A 22,026-nucleotide genomic window follows, 5' to 3' on the forward strand; every position below is an offset into this window, starting at 1 on the left:
TGGTTAGGTTGCGCTTGCAAAGCCGAGCAGCAGAATGCGGAAATTGAAGGTGGCGCTTTGCACTGTTGAATGGTTCGAAATGTATTGACGCCCGCCAACAATCAGGTTGCCACCGCTGATCGCGCTGAAGACCTGATATTTGGCGGAAAATCCGCCGGGGCCATTCTCCTGCCAGACGATCAGCGTTGACCCGCCGAACGAATACCAGGCGCTGGTGAAATAACCGGGCGCAGTTAGCTGTCCCATGCCGCTGACGAAGGTGGCGCGCGGGTCGAGTCCGGTCGCCACCGTCGTCGCAAGGTCCCATGCCGCCGTGCTTGACCCGGTGGAGCGAGACGGGAATGACAGACTTCCCGTGTAAGCCGCAAACGGCAGCATCATGCCATTGTCCGGGTCGAAGCCCCCGAAACGGTAGATGTTGTTGGCGAGGTCAATCAGGGTCGACATCAGCCGTCCGCCTTTGCGGTGATCGAGCCGGTCGAGACGCTGTTCGCCTCACTGCTCACATTGCTGTATTGAATTGGCGCCTTTGTCCCGTAGGGGCTTCCGCGGAACTTCGAGCCGTTGAACGTGATAGCCATGGACCGCAGGCCGATGTTTTCGTTGACGAGCGTGCCCCCGCCCATCGGGAAATGGACCGGGTCGCCCGGTCCGCTTTCTGAAAAATGCGTGTCCAGCGAAGAAAACTTGCCGGCAATCTTCAACTCATCCGCGTCGAGCCGGATCAGCTCCGACGACAGCGGTGGATTGACCGTGCCGGACAGGGCGACATTGGTAACGTAGACAGTGAATTTCAGATTGAAACGAAGCACGCTGCCAATTGCGTTGTTCCACATCGTCGTCGCGACAACATGTGTGTCGGTGGCGCAGATATTTGTGTAACCGACCTGCCCATTGGTACCCTGCGCCGGCGGATTGAAGTAGTCACGCGGGTTCGCACGCCAGTTCGGGAACGACAGGTTCGCCGGAATGACGCTCCAAAGCGTTCCATTGATGTCATAGACATTATGGGCAAGCGGGATAATCAGCGGCGTATAGCTGAGGCCGTGCGCAAAAAGATTGACCTGCGAATAATAGCCCCAGGTCGTGTTGCTGGGCGCCGGTATCAAAACCTCCCCGCTGACTTTGTCGACCGCCTCGACATAGGGCAGATCCGAGTGAAAAATCACCCGGTCCATGTTGGCAAGCGGATTATCCTCGACACTCTCGTCGCGACTGCCGGTATAGATCGCGACCATGTTTTTCTGAAGATCAGCCCGGAAGACGGTCACGCCGTGTTCTCCATGTGAATGATGCCGTTTGTCGCATCGATCAGAAACGTAGTTGTTGCGGTGATGTTTTGAATTTTGCCAAGCCTCACAATGCCGAGGTCAACGGAAACGGCACTCAGCGTGTCGGCCGTGATCGACACCGCAACCAGATCGTTCAGGTAAAGCGTGCCGCCCTGGAAAACGAGCGGGGCGACTGCCGTGTCGGTGTCGTTCGGGTCGACGATAAAAAACCGGTCAGCCGCAATACCGAAATCGATGCTGCCGGACCCGTCGCCCTTTTCGATGCCTGTGATCGTGAAACCGCCAACCGCGCCTCCGGCAGACACCGAGAGCACGTATTGCGCTTCAAGTCCGTTTACGGATGACTGCAGTGTCGTGATCGAAGACGTGTGCCCATTAACGGTTGTCGATACCGAGTTGATAGAACTGGCAAGCGCTCCATCGGTACTCGCTCTGACCAAACTTTCCGAGACGATCGAGGCCGCATTCTGATTGACAATCGCCGTCAGATTAAGAATGGACTGTGCGAGGGCGATGTCGCCGGCATCCGTGCGCGCAACCAGAGACGTGACTGCCGTAGCGAACCGCCCCTCGAAATCGTTCCGGAAATCGAGATCCCCAAAGATCCGGTCAAGCAGAGTCTGGCCGTTCAATTCGTTTTGGTTGTTGTTATCGACGCTGATCGACACGATGGACTGCTGGATCTGCCCCTGCAGCGCGTCGATTTCGACCTCCGCCGTGTCGACCCGGCCTTCAACGGCGTCAAGGCTTGCCTGCGAGGCCGTCAATGCAATCGAAGCGTCCAGCCCATCGAGCCGGGTCTCAGCCGTCGTTATACGGCCTTCCGCCACCCCCAGGTCGGCAACAGTCGCTTTAAGCGTAAGGGCCGATTCAACCGCATCAAGATCGGCCTCGACCTCCGAAACACGGGCGTCGATCCCGGCCGTCAGAAGGTCATAGAGCGCATTGGCCGAGACCTCCAGATAATCCAGTTCGTACACCGTCGAGCCGTCACCCAGCGTCAGGCGGAGGCCTTCAACCGTACCGCTCCATTCAGGATTGGCGGCGAGCGAAACGGTGATTTCTGTCATCACCGATGGCGTGTCTGGCTCGGTAATGGCCTGTTCGTACAAGAAGCCACCGCCGGTATCCCATTCGATCTTGCCGGACCAATCCGACCCGGAGATCCGTCGAACGCGGAAGCGAATGAACGTTGCTTCCGCCGCATCGATGTCGAGACCGAAGATCGACAGACCGCTGCCCGCTCCCGTCCCTGTAACCGTTACCGTGGATGTGCCGGCCAACAGTGTCGCATTGACCCCGGACCAGCTTTCAACCGTTCCGTTCCATTCCCATCTGCGGGCTGGCGTATAACTGACCGTCGTGGCGATCAGCTCGGTGACTTCCGAAAGCGAGGCCTTCAACGCAATCTGCGAGTTGGCGGCATCAAGCGAGATTTCCACCGACGACACCCGCGCGTCGTTCTCGCTGACATATTGATCCAGACCGAAGATCCGGACCTTGTTGCCGACAACCTCGATACCGGCCTCTTTCAGGGTCGTTTTCAGGTCCTGCGTATCGAGCAGGTTCTGAAGCAGGCCCTGCGCAGCCTCATTCAATTGCCAGGCAACCGAGTTGATTGCCTTCGGCACCGGGGCGCCTTCCTGCGAAAGACTATCCCGCAGCTCCCGAGCCATCAGCTCGGCGGCTTCAAGATCGCTCAACAGCTCTCCGGCTGGCACTGTCCCGCGAATGTCGTCGTAAATATTGGCGGCGGATTGCACAACGACACCATCCGGCAACCTGATTTCTGCCGGCGCTGCTGCGATTGCAGCAAACTTGTAAGGACCGGGACGGTCTCCGATCGCCTGCATGCGCACCCATAGTGCGTCGCGGAGAACGGCGACGGAAGCGACAGGCAACGAACCTTCATAGACCGGAGCCCATGTCTCTTCGTCGTATGAAATTTCAATTTTGAACGTCTTTGCCCCGGGACCGGGCAGCGCAGATACACTCAGGAAACTTTCCGTTACGCTCAGTTCCCGGGCAACGGTCATGCTCTGAATTACCGGCGCGCCGGAAGAAGGCGGAAGCAACGTGCCGCTCGGATAATCCGGGACCGTCAGGCCATCGTCGGCGAGGTAAACGGCGGCATTGTCGCGAACCACTTCCAGTCGGACCCGTTTGCCCTCAGGCACCATGCCGAGCACAATGCCGTTGAAGGTGAAGTCCACCCCTTCGCCAAGAAGATAGACCGGCGCCTCTCCACCATTGTCATCAAGGTGAACGGCCAACGAACCGAACACGGCCTCAGCCGCGTCATAGTCGTCGCTGTCCAGCGTGACGACGGCGGATCCGGGCGTCCACGTGATTTTGCACGGCCCCCATTCTTCGCCGTTCTTTTGGCGGAAGCGAATATAGGTGTTTCCCGGATCGGTTTCCGGTTCGCGGTCCAACGTGATGGACAGGCCAGCAGCGGCCTTTACGATGCCGGACTTTCCCCACGTCTGAGGCATATCGGACTGAACGCGGATCATGTCACCGCGTGCGAGCAAACGCCCCTCCAACTCAGTTCTAAAGGTCGCCCTTTCGCGCCGGAAATAGTTGTCCGCGGCAAGGTGAATGCCTTCCCGCCAGGCCTGATCGCGGCTCGACGGCCCGATCATCCGGATGCGCGCCGGCGCTTCCGACGTGGACTGCGCGATGGTGCAACGGACCTCTTCCGTCGTCCAGGACGTGGCGTCCATATATTCAACGATCACATCGTCGGCGCTGTCGGTCTGGTGAAGGTCATAAGTGACTTCCAGCGACCCGCGCACGATGTTGCGGTCGGTGAAGACCTGAGACGGCAGGGCGCGCTGTTCGTCGCGCACCATGGAAATCTGGTCACCAGCGAAACGCACACTCGCGCGGCCCGCCCCCAGGATCGTGTTGATCACATCGAACCGGGTCTGGCGCGTATCGAAAATGCCGTCGAAATAGTCTTCCCGCGCATCCCAGAGCGCGTCATAGGCCATGAAGGTCGCAAAATCGATCTTGCTGTCGGCTTCCCCTGCCCCGTAGAGCGAGTTGCGGGCGACATCCACCGCAGCCCATGCAATCGACCTGGTTTCCTGCTCAACCCATGCGACGCCGTTCCAGACAGGCAGAATGCGACATTGGACAAGACGGAAGTCCTGGGAGGATTGCTGGGTCAGCTGCTCGTTCACCTTGACCTTGACGGCCATGGTGGACAGATCCGGAAAGCTTTGCGGCCCGTCCAGATAGGCGCGCAGCCCCGCCCATTCCAGCCGGTCGAAGATCTGGTCGCTGTCCGACCAGGCGTTGATCCGGTCGGCCTTGACCTCATAGCGCCCGGCCGGAACGTCGACCGAATAGGAAAACCGCTGCGGCGTCGCTGTCGTCAGCGTCAAGGTCTGGTTCGTCAGGGTCTGCCAAGCCCCGACCGGCGCGCCCAGACCGTCGATCTCGCGGTACCGGAAATGAAACTGGACGGTCGCGGACTGCTTGGCGCCATCGTTCAAGATGCGATAGAGCCCTTCGGGCAACAGAATGTCGACCGCCAGCTTTTGCGCGGTCTCCCCGGCCGGAACGGCGGCATAAGGCCCGACCGTGTTGCCCTGATCGATCAGCTGGCTGCCGACCTCTGACGACGTCTCGACCTGCACCGGGAAAAGGTCAATCTGTTCGCCCGGCTCATAGAACGCAATCTCGATGTCGTCGATGGCGCCGGTATAGCCGCTGCCTGCTTCCCAGACGACGGTCTCGCCGATCCGCACGTCCTTCGGCGCCGACCGCCCCAGGCCCCGGCCGAACAACAGGAACAGTTTTTGATCGTTGCCCTCGAACTCCTGATAGGGATCGGAGACATAGTCCGGCCGCATCAGGTGCTCGCCGTACTGTACGGGAATCGCCTGGTAGAGCCTCCCTCTGTTGCCGGACGGGTTGGCGGTGTAGGTCGGCGATGCGGCAAGCTCGGTGCTCGCGGTCGACGCCGGTTTCGGTGCCAGCAGCGTGTTGATCAGGATGCCGCCGCCGGCCAGGATAGCCGCCCCGGCGAGGCCAGCGATGATGCCGGTCGAGCTTGCACCGAGGGCACCGGCGATAATGCCGCCCGCCCACGGCGCGAACGCGGACAGGGCGATCAGCGCGACAAGGCCCATCACCGACTTGCTGTCATCGCCGCCGCGCGGAAGCACAACCGCCTCGACCACGTCGGACGGCGCCGGCACCAGGTCCCAGCCGGCGCGCAGCACCGGTTCCCCATTGACCATCACATAGAACGCGACGGACTTGGCCGGGCCGTGCGCCTCGACGATTTCCGAAAGGGACGCGCCCATGACGGCCGGCAAGCGCAACGGTGTGCACGGCGGCAACGGCGCAGGCACCGGGGTCATTTCGGCAGGTGAAACGTGATGCATCGCCAACCAGCGAACCTCAGTTTTTGAAGGGTTTCGAAAGCAACCCCGATATTCGGGAGTGCATGAAGGACGCCGCCGCCGTCCAGATCCAGCCAGCAGCCGACATGTGTGGCGACCGATTGCTTGGCCATCAGAACGGCACAGCCCAGGACGGGTTCCTCGATCTCGCGCCAGCGCGCCCGCTCCGGATGATCGCGCAGCGCTTTGGCACGGTCTGCCAGTGTGGCGCTTTCCGGCACGAAATCCGGCAAACCGGACTGGCCGAGGATCTCTTGCGCCGCGCAGAAGGCGCCCCAGCAGTGAAAGCCGGGCGACCGGTTCTCCGGGTCATAGGGCGCCCCGATCATCCGCGACAGCTGGCCGATCTGGTACGGCATCAAAGCGCTCATGTTGACAGCGTCGGGAAACCGTCCCGGTCATAGACCTTGCCGAACAGACGGTCAGACCAGTTGCCGGGCTGCGCCGTCGCGGTGGCCCGCTGCGAAGTCACCTTCACGTTACGCAGCTCAATGCCGTCGACCCGGTTTTGTGGACCGGCCTGACCGACCACATATTCCCGCCAGGTGACAAACACCGGCGAGCGGATCAACACCGCCTGTTGCATGTGCTTGTGCACTTCGGAGGAAATGTTATCGACCCAGAACTTGACCTGCGGCACCGCGCCCTCTTCGTCAGAGGGCGGATCGAGACCGAAGGGCATGGACGTGAAGGTCACTACCTCGGACGGGTTCATGACCGCGTCGTCTTCCAGCAGCAGATCATGGTTTGCGCCATCAGCCACGAAACGCAGCGCGATCGGACTGCCGCCCTCCTGAAACGCCGGGTGCCTAAGCTCGACGGTTTCCAGGATGATATCGCCCTCGCACGACGCATAGGCCTCGCGGATCGCCTCTTCGTGCGTTGTCAAAGTTCCACCTCCAGCCGCATGGACACAAGCAAGGCGCGCCCCTTCGGCGACACCGTGAACTTGTCCGGCCCGGCCAGCTTCACTGTGTGGCTTGCCATCGCGTAGCCGTTCCAGACATTCATGGTGAAACGCAGCGAGCCCTTGACCAGGTCATCCCGGACATAGGCCTCAAAAGCCGCGTATTCGGTCTGCGTCATCCGGATGGACTGCTCGACAATCCGGTATTGGACAGTCCCACGCGGCCGGTCACGGGAGTTGCCCGCCTCCATGTCGGTGATGTCGTTCTGGTTGAACGGTTGAGAGACCCGGTAGGAAGGCCGCTGCGGCGCATCCGGCACAGTTGCCGGCCAGACAGGAAGAACCATCGACTTACCCCGCCAGTCCGTTGGCACGGTTCAACCCGTACCGTTTACCGATCGCCCTGCCCGTATGGCTGGTACCTTCTGCGATCTTCGTTGCAATCGACCGGTCCACCTGACCGATGATCACATCCAACTCACGCGCACCTCCTGCACCCTGCCGCTCACGGGTAGAGACCTCTTGTCCGGCAGGTGCGTAGATATTGACGATTGGTGCGCCCGACCCCGCCGGCATGGCCGGCGCCGGCCGGCTGGCAAGCGAGGCCAGTGAGCGCAGGCTGTCGGCCGTGTTCTTCTGCATGGCCAGCGTCAGCATGCGCTCATCATCCTCGGCAATGATCGCCCGTTCGCGCGGGCCGATGAAACCGCCGCCATGGCGCCGCTCGGCGCCCGCGAACAAAGACATCGGCACCTGCCGGGTCCTGCCGCCCGGACCAATCCGGCCGCCATCGTGATAAATGCCTGCCGTCGCCTGCATGATAGCCGGTGACGCGGATCGGCCGCCGCCGAGCAGAGACGAGAAAAGCGACGTGATCAGGTTGCCCCCACCGCCACCAAAACCGCCGCTGATCTGACCGAACAGATTACGGAACTGCGAATTCACGAAATCCCTCGCGAGTTGCCGCGCGAGTCGCTCCATGATTTCGGAGAAGCTTTCGGCTTCCTCACCGGCCTCGAAAATCGCGTCCGTCAGACTGTCGCTGATCTTGTCGCCGACGCCCGACATGGTTTCGCCAAAGGACTTTCCAGCCTCTTCCGCAAGGGCCACCTGCGCGGCCAGAGCATCCGCGCCAATCCCGTCCCGGGCCAGATCCCGCAGATGCTCAAGAGCCTCGGCCGTGTCCTCAGCCGCACCGAGATATTCCCGCATGGCGACAACACGCGCGCGTTGTGCCGCGGCTTCGCCCTTGCCGCCGGTCGCTCGGTCGAACAGGCCTTCCGACTGCAGTTCGGCGATGCGCTCAAGCCGTGTCTTCAGTTCGGTTGCCGGTGCCTGACTGGCCTTCAGGAGCGATTGCACCTCGCGCAGGAGTTTGGCTTCCTCCTGCCGACCCGCCCGGCCTGTCTTCTTGATCGCCGCTGCGTAGGTTTTTTCCGCGTCCAACCTCGCAAGAGCTGCATCTTCAGCCGACAGCAAGCCGTCTTTTTCAAATCTTGCGATCTCAGCGAGCGAATTCTTACGTTCCTGGTCGGCCGTCAGGATACGCTTGCGCCAAGCCTCGGCGGCAGCCCGGTCGGCCTCGGTTGGCTCGTTGGACGTGCTGCTCGCACCAAGCCTCCGAACGCTTTCACGATCACGGATTGAAAACTCCGCGCGCTCCCTCGCGGTTAGTTGCCTACGGATCTGCGCCCGCTCTGCTTCCAATTGGCGAATTTCGTCATCAATGACGAAACTGGCAACTCCTGGCGTGTTGCGCCGTTCGCGCGCAATCGCAATTTTCTCCTCTTGCCGCGCCAGGTCCTCGCGCAACCTGTCGAGCGCCGATGTGCGCCCTTTGGACGACTTTTCCTCGAAATCACTAAAGGCATCGCTCAGCACGCCAAGCGCTTCCGAAATCTTCAGCAGCGCCCTTGTTGTAGCGAGCGCAACCGGCGCCAAATTGACAAGCGCCTCCTTGAAGTTGTTGTCGATCTGAAGACTTAGCTTCCGAAATTCCCTATCCGCATCCTCTGCTTTCGAAATCATGTTCTGATCGAAGCCGATACCCAATTCCCGGAACTCACCTACCAGCGCCTCCACCGAAGCAGAGCCCCGGTTGATCAGCTCCACAAACCGCTCACCGCCTGTGCCGCCGAACAGCTCGTCCGCGATGCGGATCTGAGCCGCACGGTCCAGGTCCTCGGTGCGCTTGATGATTTCCACCATCAGATCGGCAGGATTCCGGAGCCGCTCGCTGAGTTCATCCGCGCTGAAGCCAAGCCGCTGAAAAGCCTCAGCCGCCGAACCTTTCCCTGTGACAATGAACTCATCCGCGCGCAGGTTCAGTTCCTTGATGCCATCGGTCAGCGCGTCAATCGAGATCTGATTGACCTCGGCGACATAGGCAAGCTCCTGAAAGTCCTGCGCATCGAGACCGGCGCGGCGCGCCGCATTGGCAACCTCGGTGATCGCGGCGACGGCTTCGCGGCTCCGGTCAGCAGCAACGGTCAACCCGAGCACCAGCGCCCCAATTCCCACAGACGCCGCAAGCCCCACAGGACCAAGAGCCGAAAGCGCCGATCCGAGCGGGCCAACCCTTGCTGACAACCGCGCAGCGCTGGACTTCATTTCGCCCACAGTTGCATCGAGCGCCTTCAGGCCACGGGCAGCGGGCTTGCTCGCTTTCTGAATACGCTGCAGGGCGTCTTCGCCTTCCTTGCCAAATTTGCGCAACTCGCGTTGCACGATCTTCCCGTCCAAAGCGGCAAGGCGAATGCCGACTTGCGGTGTCCTAGGTGCCACTGTCGTTATCTCCATTTTTTGCGGAAACGCGACCCGTTAACAGTCCGCGTTCGAATTCAGTCAGGCATGTCATGACCAGTTTCGGATCCAGAGACTCATCAACGATCCGCACCCTTGCTTCCGAAACATCCAGTCCGATCACTTCACCGGAAAAGGCATGAATGCGCTGCACACCAGGTTGTGACGCCACCTTCACCGCCGCGCGGCCCTCCGGCGTCACGGGTTTGTGTTTCTCGACCGGACAAGCCCGTCCGCATTTCTGATCGGTTTTCTTGCAATTTGCGCAGTAGTCCAGGCCGCCCCGCCCTATCCAGTCGGCGAGGCGGCGGACCCGTTTCCCTCCGAAATCACCTCGTAGAGCCGGGCGTAAGCCGATTTTCGGAACTCCCCGCGGTAGATCGGATCGAGAAGAAAACGGCCGATATACAGTCTGGAGAGCGGTGCTGGGTGACCATCCTCATCGAGCACGCCGCTCCAGTCGGAAACCACACGCTCAAACACCATGGCCAGTGTCAGGAATTGGGATTTGCCGAACGCTTGTTCGAGGTCAGAGAAATCGTTTCCTTCGCTCTCACCCAGACCGAATTCGGAAAGAGTTTCCGCCCCTTCAATAAGGCCGGCAATCAACTTGCCTGCCTCTGCCTCGGCATCTTCCAGATCACTGGAATTCGCCCGGCGCATCGTCACCCAGATTCCGTCTGGAAACTTTACTGCCCCCGGAACCAGATTTGTTTTCCCAAGCCGAACCGCCATATCAGTAAGCCGCGATCTGGTTGGTGAGCGTGACCGTCAGCATGGCCGCGGCGGCCGTCTGATGCGCCTGCCAGTTGAATTCCGCCTCCAGGCCACCGGGACCGGAGATCGGTGCGAAAGGCGTGCGCTCGAACGTGACCGCCGGCATCGCGAACAGGATCTTGGCGTTTGCCGAAATCGCGAATTCCAGCTCCAGCGCGACCGGGTCGCCCGCGTCCATGATGTCGTAATAGCTGTCATTGACATACCGGACACGGTTCGCACCGCTGCAGGTCGCATCGTCGTCCAACTGATAGCCGGACAGGTATTCCGTGCTGTTCAGCGCTTCGTCCGGCGTCGGATTGTTCTGATAGCTGAACGAGCCGCCGAGGAAATGCGCGGCATCCACACTGTCGATCCGCATCAGGCCTTTCGATGCCGGGATCTGGCTCAGCGCCAACTGCGCCGCAGGGTTGCCACCGGCACTTGCTCCAAGCTTGGTCTGACTGCGGCCGACAAGATTGATGGTCGCCTGGCGGAAACCGCCGGCGCGGGCGCTGTCGAAGGAAAAACCGGACGCCAGCAAGCCGATATTCTGGAAAAACGAAGCGCCGGCCCGTTTCTCGATTTCAATTGTGCGATACGGAAGAACTTCCCCGCCACTGGTGAAGACATGGTCGTAAGGCCCGGCGCCGCTGGTCACACCGGCACCGAATAGCGCAGTCAGCCAGTAATAAAGATGGTTGGTGCACATGGGCACGACGATATCGCCGCCCATGGTGATCAAGCCCGGTGCCGGCGCGGTCTGATCGCGGTTGTTTGTGCGGGCTGTGCCCAGGAGCGGATCGGACTCGAGCGGCTCGTTTTCGCCGAGGTTCTCTGAATAGAACGGCGTCGAGATGTAGTCGACCGGCGCCGGCGTCGAAAAGTCGGCCTGATCGCCGAACAGAAGATTGGCGGTCTTGCCGCGCGGGGTTGCACTTGTGGGCATTGCTCAGGTCTCCTGTTTACGCCTTGCCGGCGATCTGAAGGTCGCGCTGACCCGCGAGGCGCACTTTCGCGCCGAGTTCGTCAGCCTTGGTTTGCGTGAGGGTCTGCACGCTGCCCCGCGATCCGAGACCCGGAACGTCTTCAAGCAGCACAAAGGGTTTGCGCGCCTTGTCCGGCGCACTGTCGCGTTTGCTTGTCATGGCAGAATTTGCCTTCCATTGGTTGCATAGGGTAACCTCCAGCAGAACAACCGGAGGGTGAAACATGGGACTGATATTTGTCGGCTATCTTGCCGTCCCTATCTTGATTGGCGTTCTGGCTCAGGCCTGGAAAGGTCGAACCGGAATTGCTTGGGGGTCGGTAACCCTTATTCTCATGGTTGGCGTATGGTTGTTTGCTGCGGCTTCAGGGGTTCTCACTTCGGAGGAAATCGCCGTAAGGACAAACGAACAGCGGCAACTGGTCAATTTTCTGACCGTAGGTAGCGTGACCTTCGTGATTATGGCGCTCGTGGTTGCGACACTTCCCGACAGGCGGTCTTCCGATCCTGGTCAATAAGGAACATCCGAAACAAATTCGCAGGTGATTTCGACGGTTCGTCCGGCAGCTTCGGGATCACCGTCCGTCGCTTGGTTGAGCCGCTCAATTCCGGTGATTTCCCAATTGGCAACGCCGCCGGTTGCGGCCTCCAGGGCGGCATGCACCTTGAACAGGATTGCCTCAAAGGCCGCCCGCCGTTCCGCATCGCTCGGCGCCTTGACGATCAGCTCCAGCAACGCAAATTGACGGATTTCGTACTGACCGCCGGTCACGCCGAGCGCTTCGCTGATCCGCTCCAGATCGCCGTCGACCATGTTGCCATAGGCTTGCGCACCGCCATCGAGTGCCGCAAAAGCGTCGTCCAGGTTCTCGTTGCGCGCGATTTCCGGCACGTCGGCTTCTGCCGCCGCCAGGCCGGTCAAAACCGCGTGCAGCGCTGTCAGGACTGCGTCCGAACTCATCTCAGGAAAGCCTTTCAATCAGACGGCGGGTGATCAGATCGGGATACCGCCGCCGCAGCACGGTCTCGATCGAGGAAACGTCCAGGCGCTTGGAAAGCCGAACCTGTTTCACAAGCACGAACATCAAGACGCGCTCGGACTTCTGCTTGCCGCCCGCCTTCACGCGCCGCGAGCCGCCGCGCTTGCCACGCGACCTGCGGAAGCCCTGATTTGCGAAAGCGAAGACGACGGAACCAGGTGCCTCGGGCGATGCCACAAAGCTCAAGGCATCCTTGCCGAAGGCCTCCCTGAATTCGTCAATGCCCATGCGCCGGCCGCGCGACAGGCGGCGCCGGCTCTTTGGCGCGAAATCCGTTGGAATGGCCAGAAAGGACGCTTTCCTCGGCCGGATGGTCTGGCCCTCATCAAAGGCCCTGACAATCTCGGGCGCCTTGGTGAAGACAAGCGCGGCAGGTTCCAGCGTTTGAACGCCGTGCCGCGGGTAAACGTTGTGCCGCCACGCCTTGGCAAGCTTTCTGCCGAGACCTGCCGCCGTGGTTTGTTGCCGGAACCGAGTCTTGCCGAGCACCGCGACATCTTCGGTCGCCAGCCGCAGACCCGTCGAAATCTCTTTCTCTTCCGCGTCCAGGTGCTTTTGCAGGTCACCGACAAGGGCAAGTCTCAAATCGGTCATCAGACGGCAACCGCCTTGAAGCGCCAGACCAGACGCGCGGTGTCTTCAAGCGCCGGCTCGGCTGCGATCCGGTAGACCTGCCCGCCGTTCGTGAGAGTGAACGTCTGGCCGTTCGCCGGCGAGACCTCCGAAGCCCGCACGCGCAAAACTGTGTTTCGGCCAATCGGCCGGGACCTGCCGCCGAACTCCAGGGCAGTGTCGTCGTCGGACGAAAGCAGGATCTTGCAGTCAACCGGATCGCCAACCGCCGGAGTATATGTCGCGTCAACGCCGAGCTCTTCAAACTCGGCGTCGACGACCTCTTTGTCCAGGTCGAGCATTGCCGCCTAGCTGCTCGCCTGCCCGGACGATGCCGGCTTGGCCTGCTTTGCCGGGTCCGGCTCGGACACCTTGGCCCAAACGGCGTCCCGCTCTTCCGCGGACACTTCAAAGCCAAGCCGCTTTTCGATCTCGGCAACCACCGGTTTCCCGGAGGCCGTGAAGTGGTCCTCGTTTTCAGGGTCAAGGTCCTTGATCGCCGAGACAATCGCCAAATCCAGGGCCTGACCTTTCGGCCGCGGGGTCTCCTTGGCGGTCTCGCCCTTCGCCGGCACTTCACCGTGACGCGCAATCAGCGCGTCCGCCTCTTCGGCGTCCAGTTTAACAGGCGTTCCGGGTGCGTGGGTCTTGCCGCCGAACACCAGCGTGATCGGCAGGCAAACACTCTTCAGTTTCGTTTTCGATGCCATGTCTTTGAAATCTCCGTTGAACTTCAGGGCGGCGGCAACCGCCGCCCCAGGCTCAAGTCCGCTTATCGGACCAGAACGAACTTGGAGCCGTTGACCTCGGTCGGGACCGGCAACGGCGCGGACTGCGTCATCAGGAAGTCGACGGACGGGTCTTCCTGCGCCCAGGTTTTCGGGAAACGGCTCATGGCACGCAGCGCGCGATTGTCCTTGATCGCGCCGTAACACATGTGGCCGGAAAAGACCGGGCGGGCGATAGTCAGACAGCCGTAGCTCGGGAAGAAATCCTGCAACACGCCGGCCTCATCCTCGAATTTCTGGGTGTACTGCCAGAAGTCGAACTGGCCGAAAGACCCGAGATAGGCCGCGACCATGTCTTCCGCCCCGGTCGCGATCGGCCCCATTTCAAGACGGCCGCCAGCTTGACGACGGTTGTCAAGGATTTCCCGCACTTCCGCGTCGCTGGTGAACAGCTCAGCGGCTTCCGCGCCCAGCACCACATCGGTCGGGTTGCCGCCCGCAAGCACGGAAATTTCGGTCGCCCAGGTCCGCAGGTTTGCCTTCGGACTAACACCGGCCTCGCCCCAGCGGTCCCCGCCGGCAAGCTGCGCCGTCAGGGACGCATCGCGGCCGAAATCGACAGTCTGCGCCGGGAAATCCTCGCCTTCGCAGACGACGGCACCCGTAGTCAGGATTTGAGCGCACATCCACTCTTCGCGGCGCGTGACCTCATTGTCCTGGTCGGCAAGCATCTGCATAACGTTCCGGTCGAAGCGCTCTTCGGGCGAAAGATCGCCGTTGATCTCTTCACCCGCAAGGCGCACGAAATTGTCGCCCGGAGACAATTCGTTCTTCGGCTTGACATAGGGCGGGGCGAAGGATTCGACCGACCGGCCACGGGCTTTGCGCGCCTTGCCCGGCACGTGCGGCGACACAAACGGCGCGATCTTACGGCGTTTGGCAACCTTGTCGAAGGCAATTTCCTCCTGAACGAAGTTGATTTCGGTCGGAAAGAACGTGTCGCGCAGCCAGGCGGTCGGACGGTCAAAGGTCTGAAGCGTCGCCAGCAGCGCTGTCGTGGAGTAAAGCGGATCCATAAGGATTCCCTTCCTGATTTATGAGTGAGAAAAGACCGCGCTGCGGCGCGGCGTTAGACGCGCGTCCGGACGAACATCGACCGGCCCGCGAGGCGGAAAGCCGTTTCGACGGTGTCGGCGTCGTGGCCCGTGCCGAACGTCATTTGATCGGCGGCAAATTCGCCTGCGGAGTAGACCGGCGCGACGACGTCGCCGCCGCTGGCGTCGACATCCACCGCCAGCACCTCGGCCGGAGTTTCCGAACCGTCACCGGCAGCCGCCAGGGACAGGATGTATTTGTCCGAGGCCGTGACACGGCCCATGACGGCGCCGCGCGGCTGGACCTGCCCCGAAAGGATCGTCACGTAACGGATCGCAACCGGGAAATCCCCGACGATAAGACCGCCGGGCTGATAGCTTGCACTGGGCATTTCAAGCCCTCCGATTTTAGGGAAGTGGTGTCCGGATCAACCGGCTCGAAACGTGCCGGTCAGCGACCGGAACGGGCGGCTTTCGCCTTGTTTGCCATCGACACAAGGGACGCATCCTTGCCCTTGAAGTTGCCTGCCGAGGCGTTCGGAGCATCCTGCCCCGGCGACTTGTCCTTGCCGTTCATCGCGGCCGACAGGGAACTTTCCTTGGCGCCGGTTTTCAGGATCGTCTTTGCGCGATCCACGGACATCCGGCCGCTGGCCACATCTTCGGCAAGCTCGGTCGCGAGCTTGGTGCGCCCCTTGGCCTCGGGCGACCGCATCAGAGCGAAACCGGCCGCGACGTTCGAAGCCTGTTCGCTGGCCTCGTCTTCGCTTTCGTCGCCGCCGCCTTCGGCCTCGTCGTCGGTGTCTTCATCCTCGGAAGAGGTGTCGTCGGACATTTCCTCTTCGTCGTCTTCGTCTTCCCCGTCTGCGGCCGTGTCGTCGGACGCAGTTGCGGGTGCCGGCTTACCCTGAAGGTGCGCCAGCGCATTGCCAGTTTTCGACATTGGTGTCTCCTGGGTTTGGTGGAAGTCCTGTTTGCTGTTTCAGCTCAGGTCATGTCTGAATGGATTTGACCAGGGCGGCGAACGCCTGGTCGGGTGACATGATCTGATCGATCAGGCCGATTTCCCTAGCCCGATTGAGGTTCGAGGGGCCGTCATACAGCTCAGCCTCGGTTGATAGGATGTCGGCGACGCTGACATCGCGGCCGGCGGATACATGCTTGGCAAAGAGTTCGCGGTATTCGTCGACAACACCCTGCCATTTGGCACGGGCATCGTCGGACAGCGGCATGTAAGGCGAGCCGTCGACCTTGCGGGCGCCGGAATAAATCTGCGAGAGGTTGATGCCGACATCCTCGAACATCTTCGAAAAGTCGCCATGCAGCCGGAAAACGCCGATCGAGCCGACAGCCCCGGTCTCCGGGGCTGCGATCACGTGGGCGGTGCTTGCAATGGCATAGGCCGCACTGGCAGCAAGATCCCGAACGATGGCCATGACCGGCTTCTCTTCCCGGACTTCCCGCAGAAACTCGCAAAGCTCAAAACAACCACTGACAATTCCGCCGGGACTCGAGATATCAAGCGCAATAGCAGAAACATCGGCATCGCGAAGAGCCGCGGAAACCGCAATGCGAATGCAGTTGTAGCCGGTGATGTAGTCGCTTCCATGAAACGGAAGGTTCGGCACAAGCGAGCCGTAAACGCCGATCACAGCGACATGGTCAACAACGGTGTAAAGATCCGACCCGGAACAATGATCGAGCCAGGTCAAATAGGCACAGTCCCGCGTTTCGGCCTGCGCGCGCTCGATCGCCGTGACGAGCCCCATTTCCCGGCCGTCGAGAATGGCGACAAAAGCCCCGTTAAGGGAAGACAGTTCCAGTCCGGTCATTCGGCGCCCCTCTTCTCGTCTGTATCGGACGGATACTTCTGGTCGGCCGTTGCTGCATTGCCCTGCAGCGGCCCTGCCAGACCGCGTCCCGCGAACGCCGCTTCCTCGCGGCCGAACTGGTCGAGGTTCTGTTCCCAATCGCCGCCCTGTTCGGCGGTCTCGCGTTCCAGCGTGGTCAGGCGTGCGCCCATGCGCTTGATTGCGGCGTCCGCTTCCTTCACAGGATCGATGTATCCACGGCCCGGGCCGATCCAGTCGCCGCGCAGATATCCCGCCGGCGCCTCGTAAAAGTCCGCCGCGCCGGAAGGCGGCGTGACGAAGCCGCGGTCGAGCGCCTCTTCCAGGAAGGCCGCGAAAACAAGGTTGGCAGCGCCGGCGATCAGCAAGCCGCGAAGCCGCTGGATGCCCCGCCAGACTTCATTGAGCGCAGCACGGGCCGACGAATAGTTCGTTTTCGACCAGTCCATCGAAAGTTGCTCATAGGACGTGCCCAGGGACGCGGCGAGCGCCCGCAGGAACACTTCCTGAAATGCGGGAAAACCAGCCGTCTGGCGCGGCTGCGTATTCATGTCCAGCCGGTCTGACGGAAACAGAGTGATGAACCGGTTTTCATCCATCACCCGCCGCGACTTGTCATAGAAGTCTGCGCGTTTGGTATTGAATTTGGTCCATTCGGTGGCCGCGTCGACCGTGCCGATGGCCTCGGCCGCGTATTCCGAACCAAGCTGCGTGTAGATCGCGCCGACTACCGACGAATTCAGAACCGCCGCCTGCAGCTCCGATTGCGAGTACCCGGAAAGCATCTTCTGGCCGACCAGGTTGCTGACCAGCCGCGAAATCCCGTGTGTCTGACCGGCCCGGCGCTTGTCGAAGACGTGCAGGACCTTCGGCCGCTGCCAGGTTCCAATCTGATCCCAGCGCGGGAACCGTTCCCATGTCCAGCTGTCCGCGCCATAGGTAAAGACATCGGACGGATGCGCCTTGCGGACGTGATACGCGACCGGCGCGCCGTCTTCGTCAAGCTCGATGCCGCGGCGCATCGTGGCCGTGTCCATCGTGTTGTTCGGATTGGAAAGGCGGTCGGGGTCGATGACGTGAACCGCAGTCGCATAGTCCCGGCCGGGCTTCGTAATCCACCGCAGAACCGCCAGCGCTTCACCGCCGACGAACTCGCGTGCCATCAGCCCCATCAGGCCGGTGAAATTCAGCGTCCGTTCCGCATCGCAACGGAAAATCGGGTCTTCCGCCCACGCCGACCAGGCGTCCTGAATGTCCTGCCCCAGCTGGTCGGCCGAATCCTGATCGATGCCCAGCAGCCGGGCGGACGGTTTGGAATTGAGCCGGAAGGTTCCGCCGACAAGCATGTCGACCTGTCGATCGACGCCGGACGAAACCCAGGGATTGCTTTGGTCCAGATCGCGGATGCGGGCGACGGAACGGTCGCGGCGCGGAAACCAGTCCGCGTCCGCCGACCGGAGCGCCGGCGTCCAGTGCCGCGCGCCCTGCCCTTCGCCGCCATAGGCCTCGAAAAGCGGATCGACGGCAGCCTGATCGCGCAGACGCGCTGTCTCGCCGGTCGCATCGCCGGCTTTCACACGAACAACCGGTTTCATCCCCGCCCCCCGAACGCCGCAATGATCGGCCCGACACCGGACGGGTCGCCGGTCAGCTTCGACAGCTCGACCTTCAGGCGTGCGATTTCCTGATTGATCTCGCCGACCGTGGCGACCTGATATTTCACGCCGCCGCCTTCTGAGCTTGTGATTTCCACACGCTTGGTTCCGGTCAGCATTTTGAGGCGGGCGGCTTCCAGGTCGGAAATCGCCTGCTCGATCTGTTCACGCGTCATGGGAAAATCACCTGTTGAGGTTTGCCAGCGCACCCAAGCCGTCGTCTTTGTCGACGGCCTGTTTCTCGCTGGCTGTCTTTGTGACGGTCGGTTCTGCCCGGACGGGCTTGGCCGCTACGGCGGCGACGGTTTCAGGGCCGAACAGGTCGCCCGGCTCGGCTGCAAGGTCGGTGTAATACGCTGCGCGCTCCGACCACTTGTCGTCGTTCCAGTGCCAAATATTGGCGTAGTGCGTGAGCGCCCAATTGTAGACGCGGCAATCAAGCCAGTGGTTCGCCCCACGCGCCCGCCAGACCCTTGACGGGCCGTGGCGCGTTTTCTCGATGACGACATATTCGGAGACAAGTTGCTTGAAGTACTCGTCTTCCGCGTTCGCCGGAAAGTGGCAATAGCCGAGCGGGATTTCCCTCTCTTCGCCTTCCACGCCACGGCTGAGCAGCGTCATCAGTGTGGACTTGATCCCGTAACCGCCGACCAGCCAGACCTTGGCGCCGTATTTCTTGGCCTTGCCGGCGGAAAGGCCGGTCTTTTTGACCTCGTTGCTTTCCGCCCGGTGGATCGGAAGTTTGGTCCAGCCATCGACACCGCGCACGTTCAGCGCATTCGGGCGGCGTTTGGTCCACGCGTAAACCGCCTCAGTGTGATAGGCGCAGTCAACACCGATATAGTCGTCTTGAATTTTGGCACCGCAGGCATGGACGCAGCCAAGATCGGCGACCTGATCCAGTTTCGGCCAGGCGCCATCGAGCGGCACCGACGTATCGCCAGGCAGAAAGCCGTAATCGATGGTCCAGCTTTCCTTGTTCGGCCCCCAGCCGACCCGCTCCCAATAAATACCCGTCTTCTGCACGTCGGCGGCGAGCGTCACATAGAGGACACCAGCAGGGGCGGTACCGCGTTGCCAGTCCCCCTCGCGTCTGGCCGAAAGCGTTTCCCAGGGTGGTGCGTCGCTCTTGGCCTCATAGGCGTGCCCGAGGCCGGTATTGACGAACGGCTTGACCAGGTCCGGATCTTCGCCGGCTTCCGTTTCGAGGCGGGCCAGCTCGTCCCACATTTCGAACCGGGACATGAAGCCGGTCAGATGATAGCCGGCGCGGTAGACGTTCAGCGGCCGTTCCCGCCAGCGCTTGGCCTCTTCCTTCGTCAGCGTCTTCAACGGCACTTCGCCGTTCTCATCGGCGACGGTCGGGACCCAGCAGGCCCCGTTCTCGGCCGCAAGCATAAAAGTCTTGTCGGCCTCGTAATGGTCCGCCTCGCAGTGGCCGCACTGCACATGGCACTTGAACGGCGGGCTATCGTTCCGGATCACGTCCGGCCAGTCCCAATCGTTCAGCGCGCCGCACGCCTTGCAGGCCATGTAATAGCGGCGCTTGTCGCTGGCCTCGTACTTGCGGTCGATGTTCTCGCCCTTGACGGTCGGGGTGGACACGTCAAGGGACTTTGACAGACCGAAGGCCTTGTAGGTTTTAAGACGCTGTTCGGACAGCTTGTCCGGATCGCCCTCGCCGTCCGCGCTGTCAGTCCAGGCGGACGTATCGTCGCGAACCATGAACCGGATCGAATGCTGGCGAAGGGACGCTGCTGAATTCGCCCCGCCGAACAGGAGGAACCCGCCCCGGAACCGCAGACGCTTGGACGTCGAGCCCTTCGTCTTGGCCTTGACCGGGGTCACGACGCCGCCTTTGTCAGGGTTGAGAACGTCGGTTGCCTCGATCGTCTCGTTTAGCTTTTCCTCTTTCCAGTCTAGCGCCGCCTGAATGGTCGCCTGGATATACATGATCGGCGCCGCGGCGACGTGCATGATGAAGCCGATCCAGTTTTCGGCGATGGCCGACCCGCCTGACTGCGCGGCTTTCATCAGTGCGACTTCCGGAATCGGATCGTCCGGCGACAGCCGATCCATAGGCTCGACCAGATATGGCGCTGTCGAGTTCCGCCAAGGACCGGGAAGAGCCGAACCCTCCGGAAAACGCCGGTGCTTCTCGGACCATTCGGAGACGCGCATGCGCTTGTCGGGACGAAGGCCTTGTGCTGCCGATTTAACCAGCCCGGCCAGATTGCTTTTCAGCAATCGCCGGGTCAGCTTCCTAATCTTCATCGTTGCCGCTGTCGTCCTCTTCCTCCTCGAGGAAGTCCGCGCTCTCATCCAATGCCTTGCGGATTTCGTCACTCAGCATCACGCGGATGGCACGGGCGTCCGGTGCGGCAGCCAGAAGCTCGGCGCAGGTCGCCGGCAGTCCCATCAAACGGTCGCGAATCCGGCGGAAGGTCTCAAACTGCTTGGCATCCGCTTCGTCGCGGGAAATCAGATTGCCGATCCGCTCCTGATAATCGAGCCAGGCAATTTCTGCGTCGATCTCGGCGCGTCTGGCCTTCGCGTCGCTATAGGACTGCCGAGGCGCCCCATTGTCCGAGTCGCTCTGCGCCGGCTGGTCTTCGTCGCCGCCGGCGCCGGCGTCTTCGGTTCCGGTCTGCGTTTCGGGGAGCGCGCCGGTCGACAACGTGTGATCCGGATTGCGCAGCGCCTGCGCCGGGTCGGTCGTGTCCTTCACCAGACGGGCGTAAACCGCCGCATTCACGTGCCGCTCGCGGCCGTTCTTCCGGACTGTCAACTGGCCCGCATCTTCGAACCGCTTGACCCGCTTCGAAACCGCCTGTTTCGAAACGCCGTTCAGCCGTGCCAACTCGGCAATGGAGACCCACACGTCGGCCCCGGTCTCTTCAACCGCGTCAACCGTCATCGTCAACCCTTGGCCTGCGTGAACGTCAACCGGGTCAACCTAGTCAACCCTGCGGAAAACCGATCCATCTACCGAACATACGCGCTCAGCCGCCCCGTATTTATCCTGGCCACCAGAAGGACCCGCTGCCGGTTGGATACGAAAAAGGCCCGCATCACTGCGAGCCGTTCTTACCTATCAGGTGCTTTCGCCATAGAAACCCATTGTGCCAACACCGCCTATTTGGCGTTTCAGTTGGCTGGGTCCGCCGCCTCAGTCGCTCCGTTTGTGTGGTGAATACTCTCACCCGTGCCCGAGGGGTCCGACGAATCGTCCTGCATCTTGGATACATCAGGACGTTTCACAGCGTCAACAGGCACGTCTACCAGCACTTTGCCGATTTTGGTGTCGTGCGTGCCGTAAACGCGCTGCTTGGCTTCGCTATAGCCGGTGAAGGCGAAGTCGATACCAGACCATACACCCTTGACCAAACCGAGCATCGTACCGCCCTCAAGCTGCGCCAGCCAGGCAATGAAACCATCGGGCACCGGCTCGTCTTCAAACGTGCCATGCTCGACGTCAATCACCTCGCACAAGAGCTTCTTGCGGACGCGCGCCGGACGGCCACTTTCCCTAAAGCAGACAACACCTTCGACGCCGTCGCAGGCCCTGACATCATCGACGCTTTGCCCCTTCGAAAGGTCGATGCCGGCAAACAGGTACCGGGCGAACATCGGCCGCTTGACCGTGTAGGTACCGCCGGCCTTTTTGCGTGTGTTCATGCCATAGGGACGCTCGATGCACTCGATCGGCAGATAGGCCAGAAGGCCCTTTGCCATCAGCCCGTCACGCGCCCTCGCCTCGCATTTAGGATTGGTGTGGATAACCAACCATTCGACGGACGACTGGTTCACCAGGGCCTTCAACAGGTCGAGGCTGTGAATGATTTCGGGCCGCTTGACTTTCGCCTTGCTCATTCCACTGCGTC

At 61.4% G+C, this 22,026-nt stretch carries 25 protein-coding genes; 1 reads left to right on the forward strand and 24 read right to left on the reverse strand.

Going from position 1 to position 22,026, the window contains the following annotated elements; genetic code table 11:
- Nucleotides 1-3: 3 nt before the first annotated feature.
- The 11 genes from M0H32_RS23660 to M0H32_RS23710 form a co-directional block, all read right to left on the reverse strand.
- The gene (locus tag M0H32_RS23660; protein ID WP_248158213.1) at nucleotides 4-447 is read right to left on the reverse strand and encodes a hypothetical protein; all 444 of its coding nucleotides are present in this window, start codon (nucleotides 445-447) and stop codon (nucleotides 4-6) included.
- Entirely contained in the window at nucleotides 447-1,271 is an 825-nt protein-coding gene (locus tag M0H32_RS23665; protein ID WP_248158214.1) for a hypothetical protein, read from the reverse strand. The genes M0H32_RS23660 and M0H32_RS23665 overlap by 1 nt, the downstream gene beginning before the upstream one ends.
- Nucleotides 1,268-5,611 (reverse strand): host specificity factor TipJ family phage tail protein, encoded by a 4,344-nt coding sequence (locus M0H32_RS23670; RefSeq protein WP_248158221.1) that lies wholly within the window; start codon nucleotides 5,609-5,611, stop codon nucleotides 1,268-1,270. The genes M0H32_RS23665 and M0H32_RS23670 overlap by 4 nt, the downstream gene beginning before the upstream one ends.
- 53 nt (nucleotides 5,612-5,664) lie before the next feature.
- A complete protein-coding gene (locus M0H32_RS23675; RefSeq protein WP_248158223.1) occupies nucleotides 5,665-6,069 on the reverse strand; it encodes a hypothetical protein in 405 nt (134 codons plus the stop codon).
- Nucleotides 6,070-6,077: 8 nt separating this feature from the next.
- The gene (locus M0H32_RS23680; RefSeq protein ID WP_248158229.1) at nucleotides 6,078-6,599 is read right to left on the reverse strand and encodes a DUF1833 family protein; all 522 of its coding nucleotides are present in this window, start codon (nucleotides 6,597-6,599) and stop codon (nucleotides 6,078-6,080) included.
- Complete coding sequence (locus M0H32_RS23685; RefSeq protein ID WP_248158231.1) at nucleotides 6,596-6,964, reverse strand: hypothetical protein; 369 nt, start codon at nucleotides 6,962-6,964, stop codon at nucleotides 6,596-6,598. Before M0H32_RS23685 ends, M0H32_RS23680 begins: the two co-directional genes overlap by 4 nt.
- 4 nt (nucleotides 6,965-6,968) lie before the next feature.
- Nucleotides 6,969-9,401, reverse strand: a complete 2,433-nt coding sequence (locus M0H32_RS23690) for a phage tail tape measure protein (protein ID WP_248158233.1) — start codon at nucleotides 9,399-9,401, stop codon at nucleotides 6,969-6,971.
- The gene (locus tag M0H32_RS23695; protein WP_248158235.1) at nucleotides 9,391-9,621 is read right to left on the reverse strand and encodes a hypothetical protein; all 231 of its coding nucleotides are present in this window, start codon (nucleotides 9,619-9,621) and stop codon (nucleotides 9,391-9,393) included. The genes M0H32_RS23690 and M0H32_RS23695 overlap by 11 nt, the downstream gene beginning before the upstream one ends.
- An 86-nt stretch (nucleotides 9,622-9,707) precedes the next feature.
- Nucleotides 9,708-10,154 (reverse strand): hypothetical protein, encoded by a 447-nt coding sequence (locus M0H32_RS23700; protein WP_248158236.1) that lies wholly within the window; start codon nucleotides 10,152-10,154, stop codon nucleotides 9,708-9,710.
- A 1-nt stretch (nucleotide 10,155) separates the two neighbouring features.
- The gene (locus M0H32_RS23705) at nucleotides 10,156-11,124 is read right to left on the reverse strand and encodes a phage tail tube protein (RefSeq protein ID WP_248158237.1); all 969 of its coding nucleotides are present in this window, start codon (nucleotides 11,122-11,124) and stop codon (nucleotides 10,156-10,158) included.
- Nucleotides 11,125-11,140: 16 nt separating this feature from the next.
- Nucleotides 11,141-11,323 carry a hypothetical protein gene (locus M0H32_RS23710; protein ID WP_248158238.1) on the reverse strand — a complete coding sequence of 61 codons (183 nt, stop codon included), beginning with the start codon at nucleotides 11,321-11,323 and terminating at the stop codon, nucleotides 11,141-11,143.
- Between the two features lie 64 nt (nucleotides 11,324-11,387).
- On the opposite strand from M0H32_RS23710, the gene M0H32_RS23715 reads away from it, so the two are divergent.
- Entirely contained in the window at nucleotides 11,388-11,681 is a 294-nt protein-coding gene (locus tag M0H32_RS23715) for a hypothetical protein (protein ID WP_248158239.1), read from the forward strand.
- Here the strand turns inward: M0H32_RS23715 and M0H32_RS23720 are convergent.
- The 13 genes from M0H32_RS23720 to M0H32_RS23780 all read right to left on the reverse strand — a co-directional run bounded on the left by M0H32_RS23720 (nucleotide 11,675) and on the right by M0H32_RS23780 (nucleotide 22,015).
- Nucleotides 11,675-12,124, reverse strand: a complete 450-nt coding sequence (locus tag M0H32_RS23720; RefSeq protein ID WP_248158240.1) for a hypothetical protein — start codon at nucleotides 12,122-12,124, stop codon at nucleotides 11,675-11,677. The two genes, M0H32_RS23715 and M0H32_RS23720, sit on opposite strands and share 7 nt — an antisense overlap.
- A 1-nt stretch (nucleotide 12,125) precedes the next feature.
- Nucleotides 12,126-12,797: a DUF6441 family protein gene (locus M0H32_RS23725; protein ID WP_248158241.1), complete on the reverse strand. Its 672-nt coding sequence runs from the start codon at nucleotides 12,795-12,797 to the stop codon at nucleotides 12,126-12,128.
- Nucleotides 12,797-13,117: a head-tail joining protein gene (locus M0H32_RS23730; protein ID WP_248158242.1), complete on the reverse strand. Its 321-nt coding sequence runs from the start codon at nucleotides 13,115-13,117 to the stop codon at nucleotides 12,797-12,799. Before M0H32_RS23730 ends, M0H32_RS23725 begins: the two co-directional genes overlap by 1 nt.
- A gap of 6 nt (nucleotides 13,118-13,123) precedes the next feature.
- Complete coding sequence (locus M0H32_RS23735) at nucleotides 13,124-13,525, reverse strand: hypothetical protein (RefSeq protein WP_248158243.1); 402 nt, start codon at nucleotides 13,523-13,525, stop codon at nucleotides 13,124-13,126.
- 62 nt (nucleotides 13,526-13,587) lie between these two features.
- Nucleotides 13,588-14,619 (reverse strand): major capsid protein, encoded by a 1,032-nt coding sequence (locus M0H32_RS23740; RefSeq protein WP_248158245.1) that lies wholly within the window; start codon nucleotides 14,617-14,619, stop codon nucleotides 13,588-13,590.
- A gap of 53 nt (nucleotides 14,620-14,672) precedes the next feature.
- Nucleotides 14,673-15,029, reverse strand: coding sequence for a head decoration protein (locus M0H32_RS23745; RefSeq protein ID WP_248158246.1), 357 nt, complete (start codon nucleotides 15,027-15,029; stop codon nucleotides 14,673-14,675).
- Nucleotides 15,030-15,088: 59 nt separating this feature from the next.
- Nucleotides 15,089-15,580, reverse strand: a complete 492-nt coding sequence (locus tag M0H32_RS23750; RefSeq protein WP_248158247.1) for a hypothetical protein — start codon at nucleotides 15,578-15,580, stop codon at nucleotides 15,089-15,091.
- 49 nt (nucleotides 15,581-15,629) lie between these two features.
- Nucleotides 15,630-16,469 (reverse strand): S49 family peptidase, encoded by an 840-nt coding sequence (locus M0H32_RS23755; RefSeq protein WP_248158248.1) that lies wholly within the window; start codon nucleotides 16,467-16,469, stop codon nucleotides 15,630-15,632.
- Entirely contained in the window at nucleotides 16,466-18,082 is a 1,617-nt protein-coding gene (locus M0H32_RS23760) for a phage portal protein (protein ID WP_248158249.1), read from the reverse strand. The genes M0H32_RS23755 and M0H32_RS23760 overlap by 4 nt, the downstream gene beginning before the upstream one ends.
- Nucleotides 18,079-18,318 (reverse strand): hypothetical protein, encoded by a 240-nt coding sequence (locus M0H32_RS23765; protein ID WP_248158250.1) that lies wholly within the window; start codon nucleotides 18,316-18,318, stop codon nucleotides 18,079-18,081. Before M0H32_RS23765 ends, M0H32_RS23760 begins: the two co-directional genes overlap by 4 nt.
- Before the next feature lie 7 nt (nucleotides 18,319-18,325).
- Nucleotides 18,326-20,416: a phage terminase large subunit family protein gene (locus M0H32_RS23770; protein WP_248158251.1), complete on the reverse strand. Its 2,091-nt coding sequence runs from the start codon at nucleotides 20,414-20,416 to the stop codon at nucleotides 18,326-18,328.
- Nucleotides 20,406-21,059 carry a winged helix-turn-helix domain-containing protein gene (locus tag M0H32_RS23775; RefSeq protein ID WP_248158252.1) on the reverse strand — a complete coding sequence of 218 codons (654 nt, stop codon included), beginning with the start codon at nucleotides 21,057-21,059 and terminating at the stop codon, nucleotides 20,406-20,408. Before M0H32_RS23775 ends, M0H32_RS23770 begins: the two co-directional genes overlap by 11 nt.
- A gap of 230 nt (nucleotides 21,060-21,289) precedes the next feature.
- Nucleotides 21,290-22,015: a transcription termination/antitermination NusG family protein gene (locus M0H32_RS23780; protein ID WP_248158253.1), complete on the reverse strand. Its 726-nt coding sequence runs from the start codon at nucleotides 22,013-22,015 to the stop codon at nucleotides 21,290-21,292.
- Nucleotides 22,016-22,026: the final 11 nt, after the last annotated feature.

It is taken from the genome of Roseibium sediminicola (assembly GCF_023156505.1).
GTDB lineage: Bacteria > Pseudomonadota > Alphaproteobacteria > Rhizobiales > Stappiaceae > Roseibium > Roseibium sediminicola.